13 protein-coding genes are annotated in these 22,413 nt (G+C 58.4%); 9 read left to right on the plus strand and 4 right to left on the minus strand.

Going from position 1 to position 22,413, the window contains the following annotated elements:
* Positions 1–38 precede the first annotated feature (38 nt).
* Both FHG12_RS00825 and FHG12_RS00830 read left to right on the plus strand, forming a co-directional pair.
* Positions 39–1,421 (plus strand): sigma-54-dependent transcriptional regulator, encoded by a 1,383-nt coding sequence (locus tag FHG12_RS00825; protein WP_139513659.1) that lies wholly within the window; start codon positions 39–41, stop codon positions 1,419–1,421.
* A complete protein-coding gene (locus tag FHG12_RS00830; protein WP_139513661.1) occupies positions 1,411–2,763 on the plus strand; it encodes a sensor histidine kinase in 1,353 nt (450 codons plus the stop codon). Before FHG12_RS00825 ends, FHG12_RS00830 begins: the two co-directional genes overlap by 11 nt.
* A gap of 36 nt (positions 2,764–2,799) precedes the next feature.
* On the opposite strand, the gene FHG12_RS00835 is transcribed toward FHG12_RS00830, so the two are convergent.
* Both FHG12_RS00835 and FHG12_RS00840 read right to left on the minus strand, forming a co-directional pair.
* The gene (locus tag FHG12_RS00835) at positions 2,800–5,445 is read right to left on the minus strand and encodes a BamA/TamA family outer membrane protein (RefSeq protein WP_139513663.1); all 2,646 of its coding nucleotides are present in this window, start codon (positions 5,443–5,445) and stop codon (positions 2,800–2,802) included.
* 74 nt (positions 5,446–5,519) lie between these two features.
* Positions 5,520–6,083: an efflux RND transporter periplasmic adaptor subunit gene (locus FHG12_RS00840; RefSeq protein ID WP_165699261.1), complete on the minus strand. Its 564-nt coding sequence runs from the start codon at positions 6,081–6,083 to the stop codon at positions 5,520–5,522.
* Positions 6,084–6,654: 571 nt separating this feature from the next.
* Between FHG12_RS00840 and FHG12_RS00845 the strand changes: the two genes are divergently transcribed.
* From FHG12_RS00845 to FHG12_RS00875, 7 genes are all read left to right on the plus strand, one after another.
* Positions 6,655–7,968: a glycoside hydrolase family 88/105 protein gene (locus tag FHG12_RS00845; RefSeq protein ID WP_230471360.1), complete on the plus strand. Its 1,314-nt coding sequence runs from the start codon at positions 6,655–6,657 to the stop codon at positions 7,966–7,968.
* A 126-nt stretch (positions 7,969–8,094) separates the two neighbouring features.
* The gene (locus FHG12_RS00850; RefSeq protein WP_230471239.1) at positions 8,095–10,923 is read left to right on the plus strand and encodes a glycoside hydrolase family 2 TIM barrel-domain containing protein; all 2,829 of its coding nucleotides are present in this window, start codon (positions 8,095–8,097) and stop codon (positions 10,921–10,923) included.
* Between the two features lie 232 nt (positions 10,924–11,155).
* Positions 11,156–12,193, plus strand: a complete 1,038-nt coding sequence (locus FHG12_RS00855; RefSeq protein ID WP_165699262.1) for an FUSC family protein — start codon at positions 11,156–11,158, stop codon at positions 12,191–12,193.
* Between the two features lie 344 nt (positions 12,194–12,537).
* Positions 12,538–13,527 carry an ABC transporter ATP-binding protein gene (locus FHG12_RS00860; protein ID WP_139513672.1) on the plus strand — a complete coding sequence of 330 codons (990 nt, stop codon included), beginning with the start codon at positions 12,538–12,540 and terminating at the stop codon, positions 13,525–13,527.
* 21 nt (positions 13,528–13,548) lie between these two features.
* Positions 13,549–14,748, plus strand: coding sequence for a lactonase family protein (locus tag FHG12_RS00865; protein ID WP_139513674.1), 1,200 nt, complete (start codon positions 13,549–13,551; stop codon positions 14,746–14,748).
* Positions 14,749–15,334: 586 nt separating this feature from the next.
* A complete protein-coding gene (locus tag FHG12_RS00870; RefSeq protein ID WP_139513675.1) occupies positions 15,335–18,373 on the plus strand; it encodes a SusC/RagA family TonB-linked outer membrane protein in 3,039 nt (1,012 codons plus the stop codon).
* Between the two features lie 27 nt (positions 18,374–18,400).
* Positions 18,401–19,975 (plus strand): RagB/SusD family nutrient uptake outer membrane protein, encoded by a 1,575-nt coding sequence (locus tag FHG12_RS00875; RefSeq protein WP_139513677.1) that lies wholly within the window; start codon positions 18,401–18,403, stop codon positions 19,973–19,975.
* A gap of 126 nt (positions 19,976–20,101) precedes the next feature.
* On the opposite strand, the gene FHG12_RS00880 is transcribed toward FHG12_RS00875, so the two are convergent.
* Positions 20,102–20,953 carry a glycoside hydrolase family 16 protein gene (locus FHG12_RS00880; RefSeq protein ID WP_139513679.1) on the minus strand — a complete coding sequence of 284 codons (852 nt, stop codon included), beginning with the start codon at positions 20,951–20,953 and terminating at the stop codon, positions 20,102–20,104.
* 36 nt (positions 20,954–20,989) lie between these two features.
* Positions 20,990–22,327 (minus strand): BNR repeat-containing protein, encoded by a 1,338-nt coding sequence (locus FHG12_RS00885; RefSeq protein WP_139513681.1) that lies wholly within the window; start codon positions 22,325–22,327, stop codon positions 20,990–20,992.
* Positions 22,328–22,413: the final 86 nt, after the last annotated feature.

Consider the following 22,413-nt stretch of genomic DNA (forward strand, 5'->3'; position numbering starts at 1 on the left):
CAAAGCAGGTATTTAATTCTTCAATCGCAGTAGTTCCAATGGCTTTTAATAAGGCGCGCGTTCTGGTAGTCGACGACGACAGAGATGTTCTGTTTGCGGTCAAGATGCTGCTCAAAACCGAGGTGCAGGAAGTCGTCACGGAGCGTAACCCGGAGAACCTGCTGTCGGTGCTGAGCAAGCAGGCGTTCGATGTCATTTTCCTGGACATGAACTTCAAAAGCAATCTGGGCACCGGCAACGAGGGCTTGTACTGGCTCGGCCGCATTTTGGAGCGCGACAAAGACGCCGCCGTCATCATGATCACGGCGCACGGCGAAATCAGCACGGCGGTGCGGTCGCTCAAAGCCGGCGCTACCGACTTCATCGTGAAGCCCTGGCACAACGAGAAATTCCTGGAAACGCTGGAAGCCACGCTGCAAAACAAGATCCGCAAAACCGGGCCCGCCAGCAACGCGCCCAAGCGCCCGGCCTCTTTCGCCGACGCGGCCATGCTGGGCAACTCGGAGCCCATGCAGGACCTGTTTCATAAAATTGAAAAGGTAGCGCCCACCGAGGCCAACGTGCTGTTGCTGGGCGAAAACGGCACGGGTAAAGAACTGGCAGCCAAGGCTTTGCATCAACGGTCTTTTCGCGCTACCAAACCGTTCGTCACGGCGGACTTGGCGGCCATGAGCGAAGGTATTTTTGAAAGCGAGCTGTTTGGGCACAAGAAAGGCTCGTTTACCGATGCCAAAGACGACCGCGTAGGCCGCTTCGAGGCCGCCTCGACCGGCACGCTGTTTCTGGATGAAATCGGTAATATCTCGCTGCCGCAGCAGGCCAAATTGCTGACGGCATTACAGAACCGGCAGGTGATTCCGCTGGGCAGCAATACGCCCGTGCCCATCGACATTCGGCTGATTTCGGCTACCAACGTGCCCATTTACGAGTTGGCCGCCAAAAGCCAGTTTCGCAAAGACCTGATCTACCGCATCAACACCGTCGAAATCACGTTGCCGCCCCTGCGCGAGCGCGGCGACGATGTGTTGCTGCTGGCCAAGCACTTTGCGGGCCTGTACGCGGCCCGCAACCACAAGCCAACGCCCGAATTTGAGCCGGCTACTTTCAAAAAACTCAAGCAGCATAGCTGGCCCGGCAACATCCGCGAGTTGCAGCACGCAGTGGAGCGCGCCGTGATTCTGGCCGAAGGCAATGTGCTTCGCCCGCAAGACTTTAGCTTTTCGGCCATGGAAACGTCCCTCCCCCAGCCTGGACTGCTGGTGCCGGGTTTTGCCGAAGGTCCGCTGCAACTAAACGAAGTCGAAAAAAACACCATTCTGCGCGTCATTGAGCGCCACAACGGCAACATCACCAAGGCTGCCAAAGAACTCGGCATCACGCGCACCGCCCTCTACCGCCGCCTCGAAAAACATGATCTTTAAACGGCTCGAAATCGGCATTTTCTTTCGGCTGCTGGCGCTGCTGGTCTTGCTGTACGGAGCTGTGTATTATGCCCACAAAAGCACCTATGGGCCGGTATTTTTTGCCGCATTTCTGCTTGTGGTGCTGGTGCTGGAACTGGCACGCTACGTCACGCGCAGCAACAAGGAGCTGGCGAGCTTTATTTTGGCGGTAAAATACCGCGACTTTTCGCAGCACTTCAACGAAGAGCACACCAACCCCTCGCTGAAGCAGCTGCACATGGCTTTCAACCAGATTAACAGCACGTTCCGGCAGCTCAGCGCCGAGAAGGAAGCGCAGTTTAAGTACCTGCAAACCGTGTTGGAACTCATCGACACCGGCATCATTTCGTACGATGCCGAAGGGCACGTCGAGTGGGTCAACGAGTCGTTTAAGCAAACGCTGGAACTGCCGTATCTGCGCAATATTCACGCGCTGCAAAAGCGCCACGAGCGGCTCTACGACGCGATCACGCATCTGGAGCCGGGCAACCCTTCGGTGGTGAAGCTGACGGTGGGCAAACGAACGATGCAGCTGCTGCTGTCGGCCACTTCGTTTAAGCTGCACGGCCGGGAGTTCACGCTGATCGCCTTCAAAAACGTGAGCCACGCGCTCGACGAAACCGAAACGGAAGCGTGGCAGAAGCTGCTGCGCGTGATGACGCACGAAATCATGAATTCGGTGGCCCCCATTGCGTCGCTGGCCGATACACTGCGGCGCCACGTGCGTCTGGAAAAAGAAAAAACCACCGAGCCGCTCCTCTACGACCCCGATTTGCTCGACGACGTGGAGGAAGGCATCCGCATCATTCAGCACCGCAGCGAAGGCTTGCTGAACTTTGCTCAGGTGTACCGCAACTTCAGCAAAATCACAACTCCTTTACTGACAACCATTTACGTACAGGAGCTCTTTCACAGCATTCGGGCGCTGCTGGCCCATCAGTTGGCCGAAAAAGACATCGAGCTGCGAATTTCCGTGCAGCCCGCGGACCTGCTGTTGCAAGCCGACAGCCGCCTGATGGAGCAAGTGCTGATCAACCTGATCCTGAACGCCGCCCATGCCGTAGAAGGCCGCGAGCATCCGCAGATTCAGCTGGTGGGCAAAGCCGAGGAAAACGAGCGCGTGACGCTGGAAGTCATCGACAACGGCACGGGCATTCCGGCCGAACTGCTGGACAGCATTTTCATCCCGTTTTTCACGACGCACCAAAGCGGTTCGGGCATCGGCTTAAGCCTGGCCAAACAGATCATGCACCTGCACAAAGGCAGCATTCAGGTGCAGTCGGTGGAGGGGGCGGGCAGCGTGTTTCGCCTGCACTTCTAGCCGATTGCTTCGCTAACAAACACTACCGCTATTGCGCTAGAAAAGGAAGCCTAACCGGATCACCGGCAAGCGATCTTCGCGGGAGAAGTTGTACGTCCCAACAAGCAGCACCTTGCGGAATGGCTCCATCCAGAGGCCGCCGCCGTAGCCGGTGTGCCACTTATCCGAGTGATTTTCCTCGTCGGTCCACACACGGCCCACGTCGTGAAAGCCGACAAACCCGAAATCGGCCGAGAACAGGAAGGTGTTGAAGGTGCCAAACCGCCCGCGTACCTCAAGGTTGTTGTAGAGGCTGTTTTCGCCCGCGAAACGCGTGCGCCGATAGCCGCGCAGGTTGGAAAGCCCGCCCAGAGTGGCAGCTTGGTAAAACTCGTACTTGTTGAAATTCAGCAGGGTACCTACGCGGCCCGCCAAGGTAATGCCGGGCGTAGCGGCGGGCGTCCAGTAACCGGCTATTTCCGAAGCTAGCTGCGATACGTCGTGCGTTGCGTTTGTGAGGCCGCGCATGCCCGTGTATTCGGTGTGCCACAACAGGCCGTTGTGGGCGTGCCAGTCGTTATCGCGCGTATCGAGGGTGTAGCCGGCTTTCAGGCCGCCGTAGTGTTTGGCCGAAAAGAAGTCATCGGCTGTTGAAAACGCGGAGATGAAGCGCCCCGGCGTCCGCTCTACTCGCACCCGTTGGTAGACGGGCCCGATAAAAAACTCCTGGTGCTGCCCGAGGCGCTGCCGAGCCAGCACTTGCAGAGCAGCGTTGTTGTAGCGCACCCGGTAGTAGTTGATTCCCAGACCTTTATCATAAACTGCCTCGTTGCCAAACCCGAAGAAGTTGCGCACAAAATTGGGCGTTTGCAGATCGCCCCGCACGAGCAGGTCGGCGTTGCCGAACAGCCGATTGAACTCGCCGGTGTAGCGAAAGCTGTAGGCGCCGGTCGCCAGGGCCACGTTGGCCTGCAAGCGATGTACGGTTGCCCAGGGCAGCTTGCGAAAACCAGGGCGGCGCAGTTCCACGCCGACGCCCAGAAACACGCCGTCGTCGCGGTTGTACGTGATGGGCAGCAAGGGCCCGGCGTAAGCATACCGAAACGCCTGGCGGTTGTGTTGGTTGACCGTAGAATCGGTAGAAGTGCGGTTGCGGCTTTCCGGGCCCAGCTTCAGCTCGTTGCCCGTTGGGGTGTCGTAGACCAGCGTGTGATGCCGCAGCCCTGCTACGCGTGAGCGATCGCTGAACACGTCCTCGCCCTCGCCCCCGATCAGCCGCACGGTAATGCCTTTGTGCACATCGCCACTCACGTCCATCACATCGTGTCCGCCGTAGCCATACAGGCGTATTTCCTTGGTTTCTTGGCACTTAAAGGTGCGTTGGTAGAGCGGATCGCCCTCCGGCTGATCGTTGGCACCGAGCGGGTAAATCCGGACGCGGGTGAGCGAATCGTTTAGGCGCGCCACTTCGAAATACTCCGACTTGTCGCTGCCCGTAATGTCGACTTCGCGCGCCAGAAACCGGTAATACTGATCGGCGTAGGCGGGCAGCGCGTCGCGGTTCGATTTCAAGTGGGCAATGATCGTAGGCCCCGAGAAGCGAAAAACGGTATCGGGCAACTGATGAATGGCCTTCTCAATGACGGCATCGGTAAGGCGGGCTTTCATGTCCTGCGCGATGGCCAGCCATTCTTCCCGCGAAGGCTCCGTCAGGAAGGACCGGTCGAAATACCGCGCGCTGAACATAAACGTGTTCACGTTGCGCAGCGAGCCATCGAAGCCCTGCACGGCCGGCACGGCCCAGTCGCGGCTCGCGATGTTGGGCAGCAATCCTTGGTTGACAAAAAACGCTTGGTCACGATCGCGCGGCACGGCGCGCAGCAGCATGCCACCGTTGGGCCGCTCGTACGCAAACCACCGCCACTGGTCTTCGTGCCGGTCAAAGTCGGCCACGGCCACGTCGAAGAGGCGGGCACGCACCAATTCCTTCTGATCGACCCGGTTTTTGAAGTCGGCGCGCAGCAGTTCCAGCACCTTGTCGGTGTTGTAGTTCTTCTCCAGCGTACGGCCTGCAAACGAGCCCGGCACCAGCGGGTCGCGCTCTTCTAGAATGGCGAGTGTATTGGCGAATATCGACCTGAATTCGCCAAGTTTCTCATCATCAGGCACATACACCAACTCCGGATTGGTGTGTCCCACTCCCGCTGCTTCGGCCAACACCGGAATGGTAAGCGCAGCATACGGGTGCGCCGCCGAAACCTGATCCTGTACCACCTTGGCGGCCACCGTGTTACGGAGTTCGGCGCTCAACACCATTTCGGTGTTTTTCTCGATGGAGCGCAGCACGTACTCGCGCCCGTTGGCGGCGCGCAGGCGTAGCGACTTGGTTTGCTTGCCTCCGCCCTGCCGCAGGGGCTGCAAGCCGCCCTGCGAGGTGCCCAGGTTCAGGATCGGCACCCGGACGGGCTGCTCCCATTCCTGCCGGTAATTTTTGCCCAGGAACATGGTCTTGAGCTTGCCGGCTTTGTATTGCTGGCTGGCTTCCACCACGATGGTTTTTTGTTCCTTAAACGGGACATTGGGTTTTGGCACAACCGTCGCTACCGAGGCCGGCGCGGTTGGGGAGGTGGTGCTGGAGGTTTGCGCAAAGGCCACGCCGAAGGCCGCCGCCCAAAGAATACCCGCTGGTAAAAGTATCCGCATAGCATAGTGTATTTTACAATGAGGAATAACTTAGCAAGCAATTCTGACCGCGTGCGCAGAGCTAAAAGCGCCGTTTAGCGCTTCGCCATGGTGGGCGGCGCACCTTGTGTTTTCAGCACGACGTTGGCGTGCATAAGGGGCATTATCAGGGGGGCAACGCCGTTTTGCACCGTAATTGCGACCACCGTGCTGGGGCGGGGCGACGTTTGGGGCGTGACGCTTCTGATCACTCCCGTGAAGGTTCGCTTGGGCAGCTCGGTTATGCGCACCTGCACCTGATCGCCGATCTGTACGCCCTGCCCTACCTGCGGTGGCACCACCAGATTGACCCGGATGTTCGATACATCTTGCAGCGTAGCCACGTAGGTACCCGCCCGCACGTGCGCTCCCACATCGACGCGTTTTTTAACCAGAAAGCCGTTTCGCGGAGCCGTTACGTAGCCCCGGCTAAAGTCGGCGGAAGGCATGTCATCGTTGAAGAGCTTCAGCATCACCTGCCCGCCCCGGATGTAGTCTCCTTCCGAAAAAAATACCTGCCGCACCCAGCCGTTGGCGTGGGCGACTACCGGCAGCAAATAGCCGGCCTCGGTGATACCACTCACCGGCACCGACAGGATACCGCTTTCCAGCGGACGCACGCTTGCCGGTGTGCTCGGCGCGGCCTGCGGTTTTGGGAGGCCTCCTTTCCGCTGAGCCCCGGCCGCAAAGGCCAGAATGCCGAGTAGAAGAACAGGCCTAATTAAAGATGCAATATGTTGACCCATAATGATTTACATGGGATACACAAAACTCCTCTTTCTCGCGCAGACGCCACAACCCTGCTGCATCTTCAGATGCCCAACCTAAGCCTGTTGCTGCGCAAACAGACCCCACAATTGCCCGTGTCGATGCCTAGGCGCATCACCTAAGAGACGAAGACAAGGTATTTATAATCCATTTTTTTATCAAATTTATACTAAACAAAATATATGCTTTTTCGTTGCGATTCGACCATTTTCCGGCTAGTTGCTATATTTTGACGCCTACCCCTAATGGGGGCACATGACAGTACAGGTAGGGCGATTGTCAGAAGGCGTGTACTTTCAAAAGCTTTCTTGCACCGCCCGCCGAGCGCACGAAGCTTGCTGCGCGTTCAACCCATCCAGAAATCCCATCTATATGACAACCAACCTGTTACTAAAAAGCAGATTACACGTGCTGGGCCTGTTGATGTGTGTGGCACCGGCGATGGCACAGCAAAACCCGCCGAAAGCCAACGACGCTACCACGCCCCTGCACCTGTTGCAACCCGCGTACCCGGTGCCTTATGGCAAAGTCACCCCCGACGACGTGCGCCAAGTAGTTGATCGGGTGTACAACTACCTGAACGCCGTTACGCCCGCCGAACTCGTTGATAAACAGACCAACGCCGCCGTCACGACTCGCGGCAAGTTCAACCCGAATGCGGTGCTGAAACCCGGCGATTTTCGCCTGACCAGCTACGAATGGGGCGTTACGTACTCGGGCATGTTGCTGCTCGGGGAGGTAACCGGCGATAAGAAATACACCGATTATACCTTCAGCCGCCTGAAGTTTCTGTCGGAGTTGCCGGCCTACTTTCGCGCTTACCAAACGGCTAACCCGCAGGCGCCCACTCCCATCCGGGGCTTTATGAACCCGCACGCCCTAGACGATGGCGGCGCCCTGACTGCGGCCATGATCAAGGCCCAACGCGCCGGGGCGCCCGCCGACCTGCGGCCGATGATCGATCCTTTCATGAACTACATCATGACCAAGGAGTTCCGCCTCGCCGATGGCACCTTGGCTCGCAATCGTCCGCAGCCGAATACGCTGTGGCTCGACGATTTATACATGAGCATTCCGGCCATCTCGCAGATGGGCAAGCTGACTGGCGAACGACGCTACTACGACGAATCGGTGAAGCAGTTCACGCAGTTTTCGCAGCGTATGTTCGACAAAGACAAGGGCTTATACATGCACGGCTGGGTGCAGGGCATGACGGTTCATCCCGAGTTTCATTGGGCGCGGGCCAACGGCTGGGCCCTGCTGACCAAAGTAGAATTGCTAGACGTGCTGCCGGAAGACCATCCGGGGCGGGCCGCGGTTCTGGCGCAGCTCCAGGCGCACGTCAAGGGCTTGGCGGCGGTGCAATCGGGCACGGGCTTCTGGCACCAACTCCTCGACCGCAACGATTCGTACCTCGAAACTTCCGCTACGGCCATTTACGCTTACGCCATTGCCCATGCCGTAAACAAAGGCTGGATCGATGCTAAAGCCTACGGCCCGGTGGCGCTGCTCGCCTGGAACGCCGTGAGCACCAAAGTCACGCCCACCGGCCAGGTGGAAGGCACCTGCGTCGGGACCGGCATGGGCTTCGATCCGGCTTTCTATTATTACCGACCCGTGAACGTGTACGCCGCCCACGGCTACGGCCCGGTGCTGCTGGCCGGCGCCGAAGTGATTCGGCTGCTCAAAAACCACCCCTACGAAATCAACGACAGCTCGGTGCAGCTGGTGAAGTAAGCGCCTGCGTCGGGAGCAGGATAGTACAGGTTACTAAACGCAAATCGAGCTGGTACTTTGGGCAGATAAACCTTCCCAAAGTAGCTCCAGCTTATGCGCCTCCCTCTAGCTTGTTGGCTTACTTGCTTGTCCCTGTTGTGGTCCGTGGCCTCTGTGGCCCAACCCACGGCCAAGCAAGTGCAATACCTGTCGGGCACCGATAATACCCACACAGCCACCTGGGACTTTTATTGCACCGGCGGGCGCAAAAGCGGTTTCTGGACGAAGATTCAGGTGCCTTCGTGCTGGGAGCAGCAGGGTTTTGGCTCCTACAACTACGGCCGCGACTACAAAACCTACGGTAAAAACTTCCGCTTCGCCGACGAGAAAGGCCAATACAAGCACTCGTTTACAGTACCCGCCGCTTGGCAAGGAAAGCGCGTGTACATCGTGTTTGAAGGCTCGATGACTGATACCGAAGTAAAGGTCAACGGGCAGCCGGCGGGCGCTATTCACCAAGGGGCTTTCTACCGCTTTAAGTACGACATCACCGACAAGCTACGCTTCGATCAGCCTAATACACTGGAAGTTACGGTAAGCAAAATGTCGGCCGACGCGTCCGTCAACAACGCCGAGCGGCTGGCCGACTACTGGATCTTTGGTGGCATTTTCCGGCCGGTATACCTGGAGGCCTATCCCGAGCAATTCATCTCGCACACGGCCATCGACGCGAAGGCCGATGGCTCGTTTGCCATGAACGTGTTCCTGAAAAACGCAAAGCAGGCCGGGCAGGTGCAAGCCGAAATTCTGGATGCGCAGGGCAAAACCGTAGGCACGGCGCAGGCCAACGTAGCTGCCACTGATTCGCTCGTCAAGCTCCAGACCAAAGTGACTAAACCCTTGCAATGGACTGCCGAAACGCCCAACCTGTATCGGGTGAAAGTGTCGTTGAAAGCAGGTGGCAATACGCTCTACCAAACCTCCGACAAGTTTGGTTTCCGCACGATTCAGATCCGGCGCGGCGACGGCATTTATGTGAACGGCACCAAAGTCAAGATGAAGGGCATCAACCGGCACAGCTGGTGGCCCGAGACCGGCCGGACGCTCAACGATTCGATTCATCTCATGGACGTCAAGCTCATCAAAGAGATGAATATGAATGCGGTACGCATGTCGCACTACCCGCCCGATGCGCGGTTTCTGGAGCTTTGCGACTCGTTGGGGCTGTACGTGCTCGACGAGCTGGCGGGCTGGCAAAAGGCCTACAGCACCCCTGCCGGCGAGAAACTGGTGAAGGAAATGGTGATCAAGGACGTCAATCACCCCAGTATCATTTTCTGGAGCAACGGCAACGAAGGAGGCACCAACAAGGAGCTGGACGATGATTTTGGTAAATACGATCTGTCGAACCGGCCCGTAATTCATGCCCACCACCGCCCCGGCAATGCCTACAACGGCATCGACTGCAACCACTACGAGAATTACTATAGCACCCAGAAGATCCTGGCTGACAGCCTGATCTACATGCCCACGGAGTTTTTGCACTCCCAGGACGACGGTGGCGCAGCCGTGGGGCTGCACGACATGTGGGAACTGCACTGGGCCGCCAAGCGCTCGGGCGGTGGTTTCCTGTGGGCGCTGATCGACGAAGGCATTGTGCGCACCGACCAGAACAACATCATCGACGTGAACGGCGTGAACGCCCCCGACGGCGTGCTGGGTCCGCACCGCGAAAAGGAAGGCAGCTTTTACGCCCTGCGCGAGATTTTTTCGCCGATCAAAATAGACTTGCCAGCGCTGCCCAAGTCGTTTAAAGGCAAGGTTCCGGTTGAAAACCGCTACCATTTCACCAACCTCAACCAGTGCTTTTTTCAGTGGGAGCTGGTGAATTACCGCAAGCCCGGCGACACGTTTGCGGGCTACATCACGCAGAAAAAGGCCCGCATCGGCAGCCCTTCGGTGGCACCGCTGGCTACCGGCAACCTGGATCTGAAGCTGCCCAAAGACTGGAAGAATTACGATGCCATTGTGCTGTCGGCGTATGACCCCTATAAGAACTTGGTTTACAAATGGATATGGAAAACCGGCAGCCCTGAAAAAGCCCTCGACGGCATCGTGGCGTTTGACGGTAAGCAGCCCGTAGCCGTCACCGACAGCGACTCGCTGCTGGTGCTCAAGGCGGCCGACATCACGGTGGGTTTCAACAAGAAAACGGGCAACATCACGGACGTACGCGGCAACAACGGCGACAAGCTCTCGTTTGGCAACGGCCCGGTGCTGGTAGCCGGCAACAGCACGTTTGCGGGCCTCACCCACCGCACCGAAAAAGATGGCGAAGTGGTGGAAGTCCGTTACACCGGCGACCTGAAATCGGTGCGCTGGAAAATGTACGGCACCGGCTGGGTGAGCCTCGAATACGAGTACGCGCTCAACGGCGATTTTCCCTTTACCGGCATCAGCTTTACCTATCCCGAAAACTACGTACTGAGTGCCAAATGGCTGGGCAAAGGCCCCTACCGCGTCTGGAAAAACCGTTTGCAGGGCGTGACTACCAACGTGTGGGAAAACGCCTACAACAACACCCAAACCGGCGCCGCGCCCTGGATTTACCCGGAGTTTAAAGGCTACTTCGCCGATATTACGTGGCTGGAAATGAACACCGTAGAAGGCAAGTTTTTGGTAGCCAGCAAAGAGCCCGACATGTTTGTGCGCCTGCTGGATTTCTACGGATTATCAGGGGTGAAGCCGTTTCCGGCGCTGCCCGTGGGCAACTTTTCCTTCCTGGATCGCATTCCGCCGCTGGGCACCAAGCTCGCGCTCAACATCGACGCCAATACCAAAAACCTCGGGCCCAATAGCGAGCTCAACCACGTCGCTGGCAGCACCAAGCGCACGCTGTACTTCTTCTTTGGCCTGCCCAAAACCACCGGCAAAGAACAGCCCTACACCGTCCCGACAAAAAACGACTTGTTCTGATTTTGCCGGTATGGCGTTAAGATGAAGCCCTAGCAGCCCTTATTAATAACTATTTGATTATCAAATAGCTATGTTCGTCGTAACAATTAAGAGTTTGGGCGCCCCCGTATAAGCTAAGCCTGCGTACACCGAAGTCTTAACTTTGGCGGGTTATCGGCTGCCTTAGTCTTACTGCATGAGAGGCCATATTAGGCGGTATGTCCCCCGGACCCGGCGCGCGGTCCACAGCCTCGTGCAGCTTCACGATGCACCCTGGCGCTGGAAGGTAGGGCTGGAAGCCAGCCTGGCCATGGGCCTGCCCGTCGGATTGTTCACCTTGGCCGGCCATCAACCCCTGGGGTTGCAGGCGGCACTGGGCAGTTTCACGGCGCTGTACGCCGCTGGGCTGCACCGCCCCGACCGGGCTCGGGTGCTGCCCTTTGTGGCGTTGGGCCTGTTATTGGCGGCAGCGCTCGGAATCGCTTGCGCGGGCAATGCTTGGCTGACGACCGCTTGCCTGATCGCGGTGAGTGCGCTGGCCTGCACGCTGTCGTTGGGCTTCCGGCTCGGCCCGCCCGGCCCGATGATGTTTGTGCTGGTGGCCGCGGTTAGCAACCACCTGACAGCGCCTGCTTCCCTTGGGGGCGTGGCACTGCCCGGTCTGCGCCTGCTCGGGTTGATCGCTTTGGGAAGTACGCTGGCTTATCTGGTGATCGTGGCGCCACTAATCTTGCCTAGTGCGCGGCGGGCTGCTTCCGTCCCGGCAGTACTGCCAGCCTTACCAAGCTTCGAGCTTACCGCGGAGGCCATCGCCATTGGCCTGCGCGTGGTAATTGCCGTGACGGTAGCCTGCTTGGTCAGCCGGCCGCTGGGTGCGTTTCGGACATATTGGGTAGTCCTGAGCGCCATTGCCGTATTGCAGTCAAGTTACTCGCGACGCCTTACCAGCATCCAGGGCGTGCACCGCATGATCGGCACCGTGGCGGGCGTATTGGTCTTTGAGCTGCTTTCGCTGCTGCATCCGGCCGGCCTTGGCATCGTGCTGTTGCTCATGCTGTTGCAAGGTGCCACGGAAGTAGTGGTAGCGCGCAACTATGCGCTGGCCCTGCTTTTCATAACGCCCATGGCACTGATCAACTCCACGGCCGGCCATGCTGGCGATACGCTGGTCACGGTGCAGGGCCGCATCCTCGATTCGCTGCTGGGCTCTGGCCTTGCCCTAGCTGTGTTTTGGGCTGGGGAAGGCCTCCAGCGCTTGCAGACGAGTTTGACCAAGGCGAGCAGACAATGATCAGAATTACTCCGTATGACCGTGATCGCGAATCAAGTAATTCGATGATTATCAATCTATTCCGTAAGATCAGTCCAATAATAGGAGCGCCTCTTTAATTTCTTAATAGCCTTCTTGCTTCCTATTTTGGCTCGCCACTCGGCAGCGGTGCGGATGGTTGGTGCAAAGACGCGCCTAAGGGGCTTTTGCGTTTTGGCAGCTTGGTCCGGTTTGCTTCCTCTATCTTTCGAGGCGAGGTCCGGCGCGTGGGCAGGGTGCTTTAGCGAGCCGGCAGCAGATCGGGTGCTCCGCCAAATAACACGCATCTACTTGACAATCTTTACATTACAGACCCTGTAAGCTACATGGAGTTGTTAACGGTTTCCGGAATTGGCTTTCAGGAACAAGGAAAATGGGCGCTGCAAGACATCGGCTTCAACCAGCAGCGACACCAAAAAATCGCGCTTTCTGGCGAAACCGGCGCCGGCAAAAGCACTCTATTACAGATCATTGCGGGCCTGATTCAACCCAGCGTTGGAGAAGTACACTTCGACGGCCGGCGGGTAAAAGGGCCAGCCGAAGTGCTGGTGCCGGGGCAGGCGGGCGTGGCCTATCTGTCGCAACACTTTGAGCTGCCTAAGTTTTTGCGGGTGGAACAGGTGCTGCGCTACGCCAACAAACGCTCGGCGCAAGAAGCCCAGACGCTCTACGACGTATGCCGCATCAACCATTTGGCCAGCCGCCAGACCAACCAACTGTCAGGCGGTGAGCGTCAGCGCATTGCGTTGGCGCGGCTGCTGTTGGGAGCGCCGCAGCTTCTGCTGCTCGACGAGCCTTTTTCCAACCTCGACCGGGTGCATAAACTGATTTTGCAGTCGGTTATTCAGGACGTCGGCGAGCGCTTGGGCATCACCTGCATGCTCGTTTCGCACGATCCGCTGGATGCACTCTCGTGGGCCGACGAGGTATTGGTGTTGCAGGCGGGCAAGTTGGTGCAGCGCGGTGCACCCCAAACGATCTACCGGCAACCAACTAACGAGTACGTAGCCGGCCTTTTTGGCGACTACAACGCCGTGAACGGCGGCGCCCTGGCGGCTTTGGCTAGCTCAATCAAAGGCTTGCCTACGGGCAACACCCTGCTAATCAGACCCGAGGATTTTACCATCGGAACATCCAAAAGCAAAGGCGTGCGAGTCCTGATAAAGTCCGCGCAGTTTTTCGGCAGCTATTACGAGTTGAAAGTGGCCGTAGCAGACGCGACGCTAACCATCCGGACGGGCAAGTCCAATTTCGCTCCCGGCGACGTGGCTTACGTAACGGCCGCCGCCGAACGAACATGGTTCATCAAACCATAATTATTTGATAACCAAGTATTTATGTTAAAATCAGCGTGTACCCGCCGGGATTTTCTGAAAGCCGCAGGATTGGGATTGCTCAGCCTGCCCGCCGTTCTGGCTGGTTGTGCCCGGTCGGTGCCGCGAAGCGAGGCGCCGGAATGCTTGGTGTACGTGGGCACGTTTGTGCTGGCCGGTAGCGAGAGCCTTTTCCTGTACCGCCTGAACATGGCTACCGGGGCGCTCACGCTTGTAAGTGCCTTGGATGCGGGCGGAAAACCGGGTTTTCTTACTCTTGACGCGAAAAGGCAACACCTGTACACCGCCACGCGCGTCGATGAGTTTGCAGGCGTGCAGGGCGGCGCCGTTAGCGCCTTTGCTATTGATCGAAGCACGGGCGCCTTGCGCTTGCTGAACCGGCAATCCTCCGCGGGGGTCGGCCCCTGCTACATCAGCCTTGATCATAGCGACCGCTGCGCGCTCGTGGCCAATTATAACAGCGGCAGTATCAGCAGTTTGCCTATTCAGGCCGACGGCCAGCTTCGGTCCCCGGCCAGCACCGATCAGCACCGCGGCTCGGGCCCCAACCGCAGCCGCCAAGAAGGCCCGCACGCGCATTGCATCATCGCGGACCCTTCCAACCGGTTTGCTTTTGCCGTTGACTTGGGCCTTGATACGGTGTTTGCGTACGCGCTGGACGCGCCCACCGGCATGCTACGCCTGCGCGATACACCCGCTTTCAGGGCCCAGCCCGGCGCCGGTCCGCGCCACCTCACGTTTCACCCGAACGCACGCTTTGCCTACCTCACCAACGAGATTGCCTCGACCGTAACGGCTCTCGCTTATGATGCGGCGCAGGGCACGTTTCGCGAAATCCAGACGCTGTCGGCGCTGCCCGCCGATTTTACCTCGACTAATACGCTAGCCGACGTGCACGTTGCGCCCAACGGCCGCTTCGTGTACGTTTCCAATCGCGGCCATAATAGCGTGGCCGTTTTCGCAATCGATTCCAAAAGTGGTCGCCTCACGCTCGTCCAGCACGTAGCCACGCAGGGCAAAACCCCGCGCAATTTTGGCCTCGATCCGGCGGGGCGTATGTTGCTGGTCGCCCACCAAGATTCGAATTCGATCGTGGTATTCCGCATCGACAGCCGCAGCGGGCGCCTCACCCCAACGGGCGTTTCCGTGGCCGTGCCTACGCCCGTATGCGTGCAGATCGTGGAGGATTTTACCCGTGGCTAACCAGAGCGCCGCGGGATCTTAACTACCAGTTCAAGAGCCTAACAATCATGGGGCTACATCCCGGCCGCGCTTCACTCTGGCCGCTCACACGTAGCCCGTACTGGTTGCCAGATCTATCGCCGAATTGATATTCCGAAGCCTTAGCTTCTTTAGCCTCTAGTCGGGCCAAAGGAGCTAAGGCTTTCTTTCATAAGGTCATAGGAGCGGCAGCGGCTACCCAGTAGCACCAGACATTTGCTTTAAAATTTATCCACATAGTTATCTAAATAAACCATTGATTATCAATAATTCACAATAACAACAACCTGAACCATAAAATAAACAGGCTGTTTCATCTGATCTAATTTGCCCCCCTATTTTGACCAAAACCACCCACCAAATCCGGTGGGAGGCCCGCTACATTTAGGCTGTGTAAACCGCGGTGCTTAGCCATTGGCCAGCACCATTTTCGACACCTCATCTGGCAGTCCTTTCCCCTTGATACTTGCCGGCCGAAAGCGTCCGAAAAGGTTTCCGCTCCAGGCGTGCTTCTTCATCTCCCACCCATCCTGACGCAGGTTAGGATGTCAATTTTTCCTCAGTACTTATGAAAAGAGAATGGCTACTCTTTTGTGGGGCGCTTGCGCTCCTGAAATCTACTTCCGCCTTCAGCATCCCGATTGCTGCTGACCGGACGAGTCCGGATTGGGCAACGGCCCTTCCGGCGGCTACTGCCGCAGCTGACATCACCGTGACCGGCACCATCACCGACGAGCGCAACCAGGGCCTGCCCGGCGCGACAGTCGTGGTGAAAGGTACCACCATCGGTACCGGCACCGACGACAAAGGCAACTTTACGCTGCGCGTGCCCGAAGCCAATGCCAATGGCACGTTGGTCGTGACATTTGTGGGGTATCTGGCGCAGGAAGTGGCGCTCAACGGGCGCACCAGCGTCAACGTGCAGCTCCGCCCCGATGCCCAAGCCTTGAAAGAGGTGGTGGTAGTGGGCTACGGCACGCAGAAACGCTCCGACGTAACGGGCTCCGTAGTTTCGGTACCGACGGACCGGCTGGAAAAGCTGCCCGTAGGCAACGTGGCGCAGGCGCTGGAAGGCGCTGTGGCGGGTGTGACGGTGGCCACGACTTCCGGCGCGCCGGGGGCTCAGCCCCGAATTCAGGTGCGCGGCGTACGCTCCATTACGGCCAACACCGATCCGTATATCATTCTGGACGGGGTGCCGTTTCCGGGCAACCTAAACGACATCAGCCCCACGGACATCGCCTCGATGGAAATTTTGAAGGATGCCTCGGCCACGGCCATTTATGGTACGCGCGGCTCCAACGGGGTAATCCTGATCACAACCAAGCACGGCAAAACCGGCAAGCCCCAGATTCGCTACACGGGCTACGCGGGCCCGGAGTACATGACCAACACCCTGAAGCCGATGGACGGCCCGGCGTATGCGGCTAAGTATCAGGCTTATAAAGAGCAGGCTAAAATCACCGGTGACCCGCTGCCCAACTTTGGCGAGCTGGAAAACTACAAGGCCGGCAAAACCACCGATTGGCTGAAGCTCATCGGGCAACAAGGCTTCGTGCAAGACCACAACCTGTCTTTCTCGGGTGGCACCCCTGATGTAAAGTATTATCTATCAGGTGATTACTTCAAACAAAAGGGTATCCTGCGGGGCTACCAATTTCAGCGCGTTAGCATTCGCTCTAACCTCGACGCCAACCTCACCAACTGGTTGCGCGTGGGCACGTCGGCGTTTTACGCTAGCTCCAATGACGACGGCGGGCAAGTAAACCTGGCGCTGGCGCAGGCCATGAGCCCGTATGGCGTGCCCTACAACCCCGACGGCACTTATAAAATCCAGGCGATGCAGCCGGAAGCACTGTTTGTCAATCCGTTGCTAGGCCTGACCACCACGCGCGTTAGCAAGGTGAACCAGCTCACGGGCACGCTCTACGCCGAGGTGCAGCCCACCTTTGTGAAGGGTCTGACCTACCGCCTGAACGGCAGCTACTCCTACCGCCCTTACCATTACGCCAACTACACGGGCCGGCTAGCCAACGACTTGCGCGGTACGGGCGTCATCACCAACGACGAGCGCCACAACTACACCATTGAGAACATTGTGGTGTATAACCGCGACTTCGGCAAGCACCACTTCGACCTGACGGGCCTGTACAGTGCCCAGCAGAACACCTACTTCACCACTACCGAAACCGCTAGCGGCTTCATCAGCGACCAGACCGGCTACAACAACATCGGTTCGGGCAGCATCCCGCCCACGCTGAGCTCTTACGACGAGCGCCGTTCGCTGCTCTCGCAAATGGGCCGCCTGAACTACTCCTACGACAGCCGCTACCTGTTTACGGTAACGGCCCGCCGCGACGGCTCGTCGGTATTCGGCGACCAGGCCAGCAAGTATGCCACCTTCCCTTCGGTAGCACTGGGCTGGAATGTGGCTAACGAGCAGTTTCTGAAAGACAACGGCAAAGTCAACCTGCTGAAGCTGCGGTACTCGTATGGCATCACGGGCAATGAGGGCATCAACCCGTACCAGACCATCACGGGCCAGACGCAGCTCCAGTACACCTACGGCGGCGTAACCTTTACGGGCCTCAGAGCCAATACGTTAGGCAACTCAAAGCTAAAGTGGGAAAGTACCACCAGCAGCAACGTCGCCCTGGATTTCGGCCTGTTTGACAACCGGGTTTCGGGCTCGTTTGAATATTACGACGCCCGCACCAAAAACTTGCTGCTGGCGCGCCTAATCCCCATCATCAACGGCTACAGCAGCGTACTTGACAATATTGGCCGGGTGCAGAACCGCGGCATTGAAGTGGCCCTGAACACGGTGAACGTGCAGCACGGTGACTTTACCTGGAGCACGAGCTTCAACTTTACGCGCAACCGTAACAAGATTCTGGAACTGTACGGCAACGGCACCGACGACATTGCCAACCGCCGCTTCATCGGCAAGCCGCTGAACGCCGTTTATGATTACAAGATGATCGGGGTGTGGCAGCAGGGCGAAGATCCTTCGGGCCTGGACCCCGGCGCCAAACCCGGCGACCTGAAGTTTGCCGACCTGAACGGCGACGGCAAGATCGACAGCAACGACCGCATGTATCTGGGTACTTCGCTGCCCAAGTACACGGCGGGCCTTACCAACACGTTTGCCTATAAAGGCCTGAGCCTGCGCATCTTCCTCCAGACGGCCCAGGGCATCCTGCGCAGCAACGACATCCTGAACCGCGCCGACTTCAGCTACCGCATCAACCAGCCAGCGGCCGTGGGCTACTGGACGCCTGAGAACAAGAGCAACGACCGCCCCGCGCTTTCTTACTTCAATACGCGCGGCTATTCGTACCCCAAGGATGCCAGCTACACCCGCCTCAAGGACGTGACATTGAGCTACGCCCTGCCCCAGACTCTGCTGGATAAGCTGAAGCTGGGCAGCACCTCGGTGTACGTGAGCGGCCGCAACATCTATACCTGGACTGACTGGATCGGCTGGGACCCTGAGCAGAACTACACGCAGGGCAACGGCTCCGGCAACGGCATTCCTTCGGGCATCGGCGCCAACTTCCCGCTCGTGGCGTCCTACGTGTTTGGCCTGAACCTGGGCTTGCGCTAACCTCCCACCTCCTCTAGCATTTACTTCATGAAACGCATAATCATCAGCTTTCTTGGACTGCTCACCGTAGCGCAGCTCCTGAGCTCCTGCAAAGACACTTTCCTCGACGAAAATCCCAAGTCGCTTTACACGCCCCAAACTTCCCTGGTCGATTCGCTGGGCTTTGAGGCGGGCATGGCCGGCCTGATGTCGGTGGTGCGGGAGCAATACACCTACGATGCCCGGCAGGGCCTGCTGGGCACCATGCAGCTCGGCACCGACGTCTGCATTCCGGGCAGCCCCGAGGGCGTGGAGGTGCCGTATTACAACTACAACCTGCTGAACTCACAGGACGCGGCGGCCTCCATCTGGTGGAGCTGGGCGTACCGCACTATCAACAACGCCAACGTCATCATTCAGCAGGCCTCGATTGCGCCCGCCACGGTGCGGCAGGGCTACAAAAACCGCATCACGGCCGAAGCCAAATTTTACCGCGCTTACGCCTACAACTTCTTGGCGACGCTCTACGGCGACGTGCCGCTGATCGACCAGCCTGCTACCGGCCCGCGCAACGACTATACCCGTACGCCGCTAGCAGAAGTTAACACGTTTATTATCAATGACTTAACATCATCAATTCCCAACCTCTCTCTGGTTAACAACCCTAAGCTGGCGTCGGGTCGCATTCACCGGGCCGTGGCGCAGCAATTGCTGGCGGAAGTGTACTTGCGCACCGGACAGAACAACCTGGCCGAGCAGCAGTGCCAGGCCATTATCAGCAGCGGCCTGTTTAAGCTGATCACCGCTCGCTACGGCGTGAGGTCGGGCCAGCCGGGCGACTACTACTCCGATATGTTTGTGGTGGGCAACCAGCGCCGCAGCCAAGGCAATACCGAGCTGATCTGGGGCATTGAGCAGCAACTCAACATCCCCGGTGGCACAACCAGCGCGCAGCAGCGCCGCATGTGGATCCCGGGCTACTACGGTATCTCCGGCATGCTCGTCGCCGACTCGCTGGGCGGCCGCGGCATTGGCCGGATGCGCCTGAGCAACTGGGTAGACTACCGCCTGTTTGCGGCCAACGATATCCGCAACTCCAAGTACAACCTGCGCCGCCGCTTCTACTACAACGACCCCAAATCGGCCAATTACGGCAAGCGCGTGATTGCTACTGGCTCCGATACGCTCTTCCGCATCACCCCGTACATCACCAAGTGGGCCATGTACGATCCGGCCGATGAGTTTGGCTACGGCACCATCAAGGACATTCCCATGATGCGCTTAGGCGAAACTTACCTGTTGCTGGCCGAAGCACAGTTTAAGCAGGGCAACCTGGCCGGAGCCGCCGCCAGCATCAACGTGCTGCGTACCCGCGCCAAAGCTGATCAGGTTACGGCCGGCGACATCACCCTGAACTTCATCCTCGATGAGCGCACCCGCGAACTGATCGGCGAGGAGCAGCGCCGCCTCACGCTGGTACGCACCGGCACTTTGGTTGAGCGCACCACGCGCCTGAACGGCGCCTCAGTTTCCGGTCTGACGCAGAAGAATGTGCTGCTGCCCATCCCGCAAACGGAGCGCGACCTCAACAACGGTGCACTATCGCAAAATCCTGGGTATTAAGCCCATCGGATACGACTTGCGAGTCGCTTAAAAGAAACTCCAGGGGCCCAAAGCCTCTGGAGTTTCTTTTTGTGTGTTATCTGCAAAAGCCACACTGCCGTATCGAACGATGCCAGTTAAGCCAGCTTATTGGCTGTCTGCCCGCTGATACACGCGCACGTAGTCCACTTCAAAGCTATTGGGGAAAGCCGTGCCCGTCAGTGGGCCGCCGTTATCGCCGCCCAGCGCCAGGTTAAGCAACACGTAATGAGGCTGTTGCATAGGGTTAAAACCTGTACCGTCCTCGTTGACGGTTTCCGTGAGTGGGGTTTCGTTCAGCAGTAAATCATCGACGTAGAGGCGAATAAACCGCGCATCCCAATCCATGCGCCAGACGTGGAATTTCTTAGCCCAGTCCGGGTCCCGAAACTCGGCTACGGGTTTGGTCTGGCTACGCCATTTAGCCGTGTATTGCTTGCTGGTACCCGAAGCGACATTAGCCAGGATCTTGCCTTGGTAAAACTCCATAATGTCGATTTCACCGTTGGACGGCCACTCCTTTCCCACGCCCAGCGTCCAGAAGGCCGGCCACAGCCCGGGGCTGATATCGATGCGGCCGCGCATCTCGAAGCGCCCGTATTGCCAGCTATGTAACCCCTTGGTATTCAGGCTAGCCGAAGTATAGTATATGCTTGGTCGGCTGGCCTTCCAGTCGCTGCTCCCGGGCTGATAAGCAGGGTTCGGGCGTTGCTCCTGCCGCACTTCGATGATGAGCCGGCCATTTTCGCAGCGGGCATTTTCGGGCTGGTACCATTGCAACTCGTGGTTGCGCACGAAGCCGTTTTCAAACTGCCAGTTCTGCGGGTCCGGCCGGCCGTTAGTGTTGAATTCATCGGCCCAGACCAGTTTCCAGCCGGGGTACTGCGTGGCTTGGTGAGAAGAAGCGCAGCCGCTGGCCAGGGCAGCAGTAAGCGAAAGCATCAGCAGGGCTTTTCTCATGAAGCAAGGAGCAAATGCCGTGTATCTACTTACAAATCAGGGCTTCCACTGCAAAATATACACGGGCTGCGGAGCCAGCTGCTCCAGCTGTTCGCCGTCGCCTTGCCCCGTGCGCTGCACAAACAGATCGAGCACGCCGGCCTGTTTCCAGCGCTCGGTGTCGTAGCTGGGCTCCCAGTTGCCCACCGATTCGGTGGTCAGGTCGGTGACGGACCACTTGTTCTGGCTCAGGTCATCGCACTGCGCCACGGCCACTCTGTCCTGGCGCTCGACGTCGCGATACACCACCGACACGGCCGTTTTGCCCTGCTTCTTCTCGACAACTACTTGGGGCCTCGAAATCGGAATTTTCTTGGTGCCGGCACCACTCAGGCTAAAGGGCGTAGTACGCTGCGACACCTGCATCGTATGCCATTGATTATCAACATTATACACCAACTGATACTGCGGCACTGCCGTGCCCGCCGGCCGCCAATAGGTCGCGATGTAGGGGTTGCCCTGCTCGTCGGCGGCCATGGACGTCTGGTTGATCAGCTCGCTGCGCTGCGGAATGCGGCAGGCGTACTCGGCGGTTTTCTCGGTGATGGGAATTTGATATTGCTCGCCGGTGCTTTTCTGCCAGGTTTTGCCGCCGTCGCGGGAGCGCGCGTAGGCCATGTCGTGGTTAGAGGCCACGTCCGGCGCCTCTCGCCACACCCACGACACATGAATGGTGCCTTTGGCATCCATCGCGACCTGCCAATAGGCGTTGCGTTGGCCTTCCCCATCGATCAGGGCGGTGTGCAGGCGCGTCCACTGCCGCATCTTCAGGTCGTAGCGATTCAGGACCATGTTGCCGTTGCCGGAGCTGCCGTCGCGGTACACAAACAGCAGATCGCCGCTCGGAAACCGATAGAATTCGGGGTACGTAACGTTGTTTTCCTGCTGGCCCGTCATGGGCAGCAGCTCCGTCAGTTCGAGCGAACCGGGCTTCACGCTGCGGCAATAGCGCAGGGGGTTGCCGTGATGGTCGAAGGACATGTGCAGGTAGCCAGCGCCATCTACCATAATGCTGATGATGTTGTGCGCGTCGCTCACTTTACCCTGATAGCGAGTGCGTTGCACCTGCCACGGGCCGTTGGGCAAGGTGCGCTTGCCCAGCGTTACGTAGCCCGCCGAATCGTAAAAAGCGGTGTACTGCTCCTGCTTAAAGCTCACCACCGAGTTTTTGCGAAATACCGCGCCGTTGACGTTGTTTTTGGCCCAACCCAACCCGACCGGCGTCGGTGCGGCCGTCGCTGGTGTGGGGGCTGTCGCGACCTTCGTTCCGCTGCACCCGCTGACGATCAACAGCAGGAAAACCAGGCGCAAGCACTCGATTGATAACTTATTCATACAGTGAGCTTTACACAGGACCGACCGCCGGTGCATTTCCGGCAGTCGGCCCTGTTAGTAAGTTAAGATTTCCGCGCCGGGCGCGG

This window comes from Hymenobacter jejuensis (assembly GCF_006337165.1).
GTDB lineage: Bacteria > Bacteroidota > Bacteroidia > Cytophagales > Hymenobacteraceae > Hymenobacter > Hymenobacter jejuensis.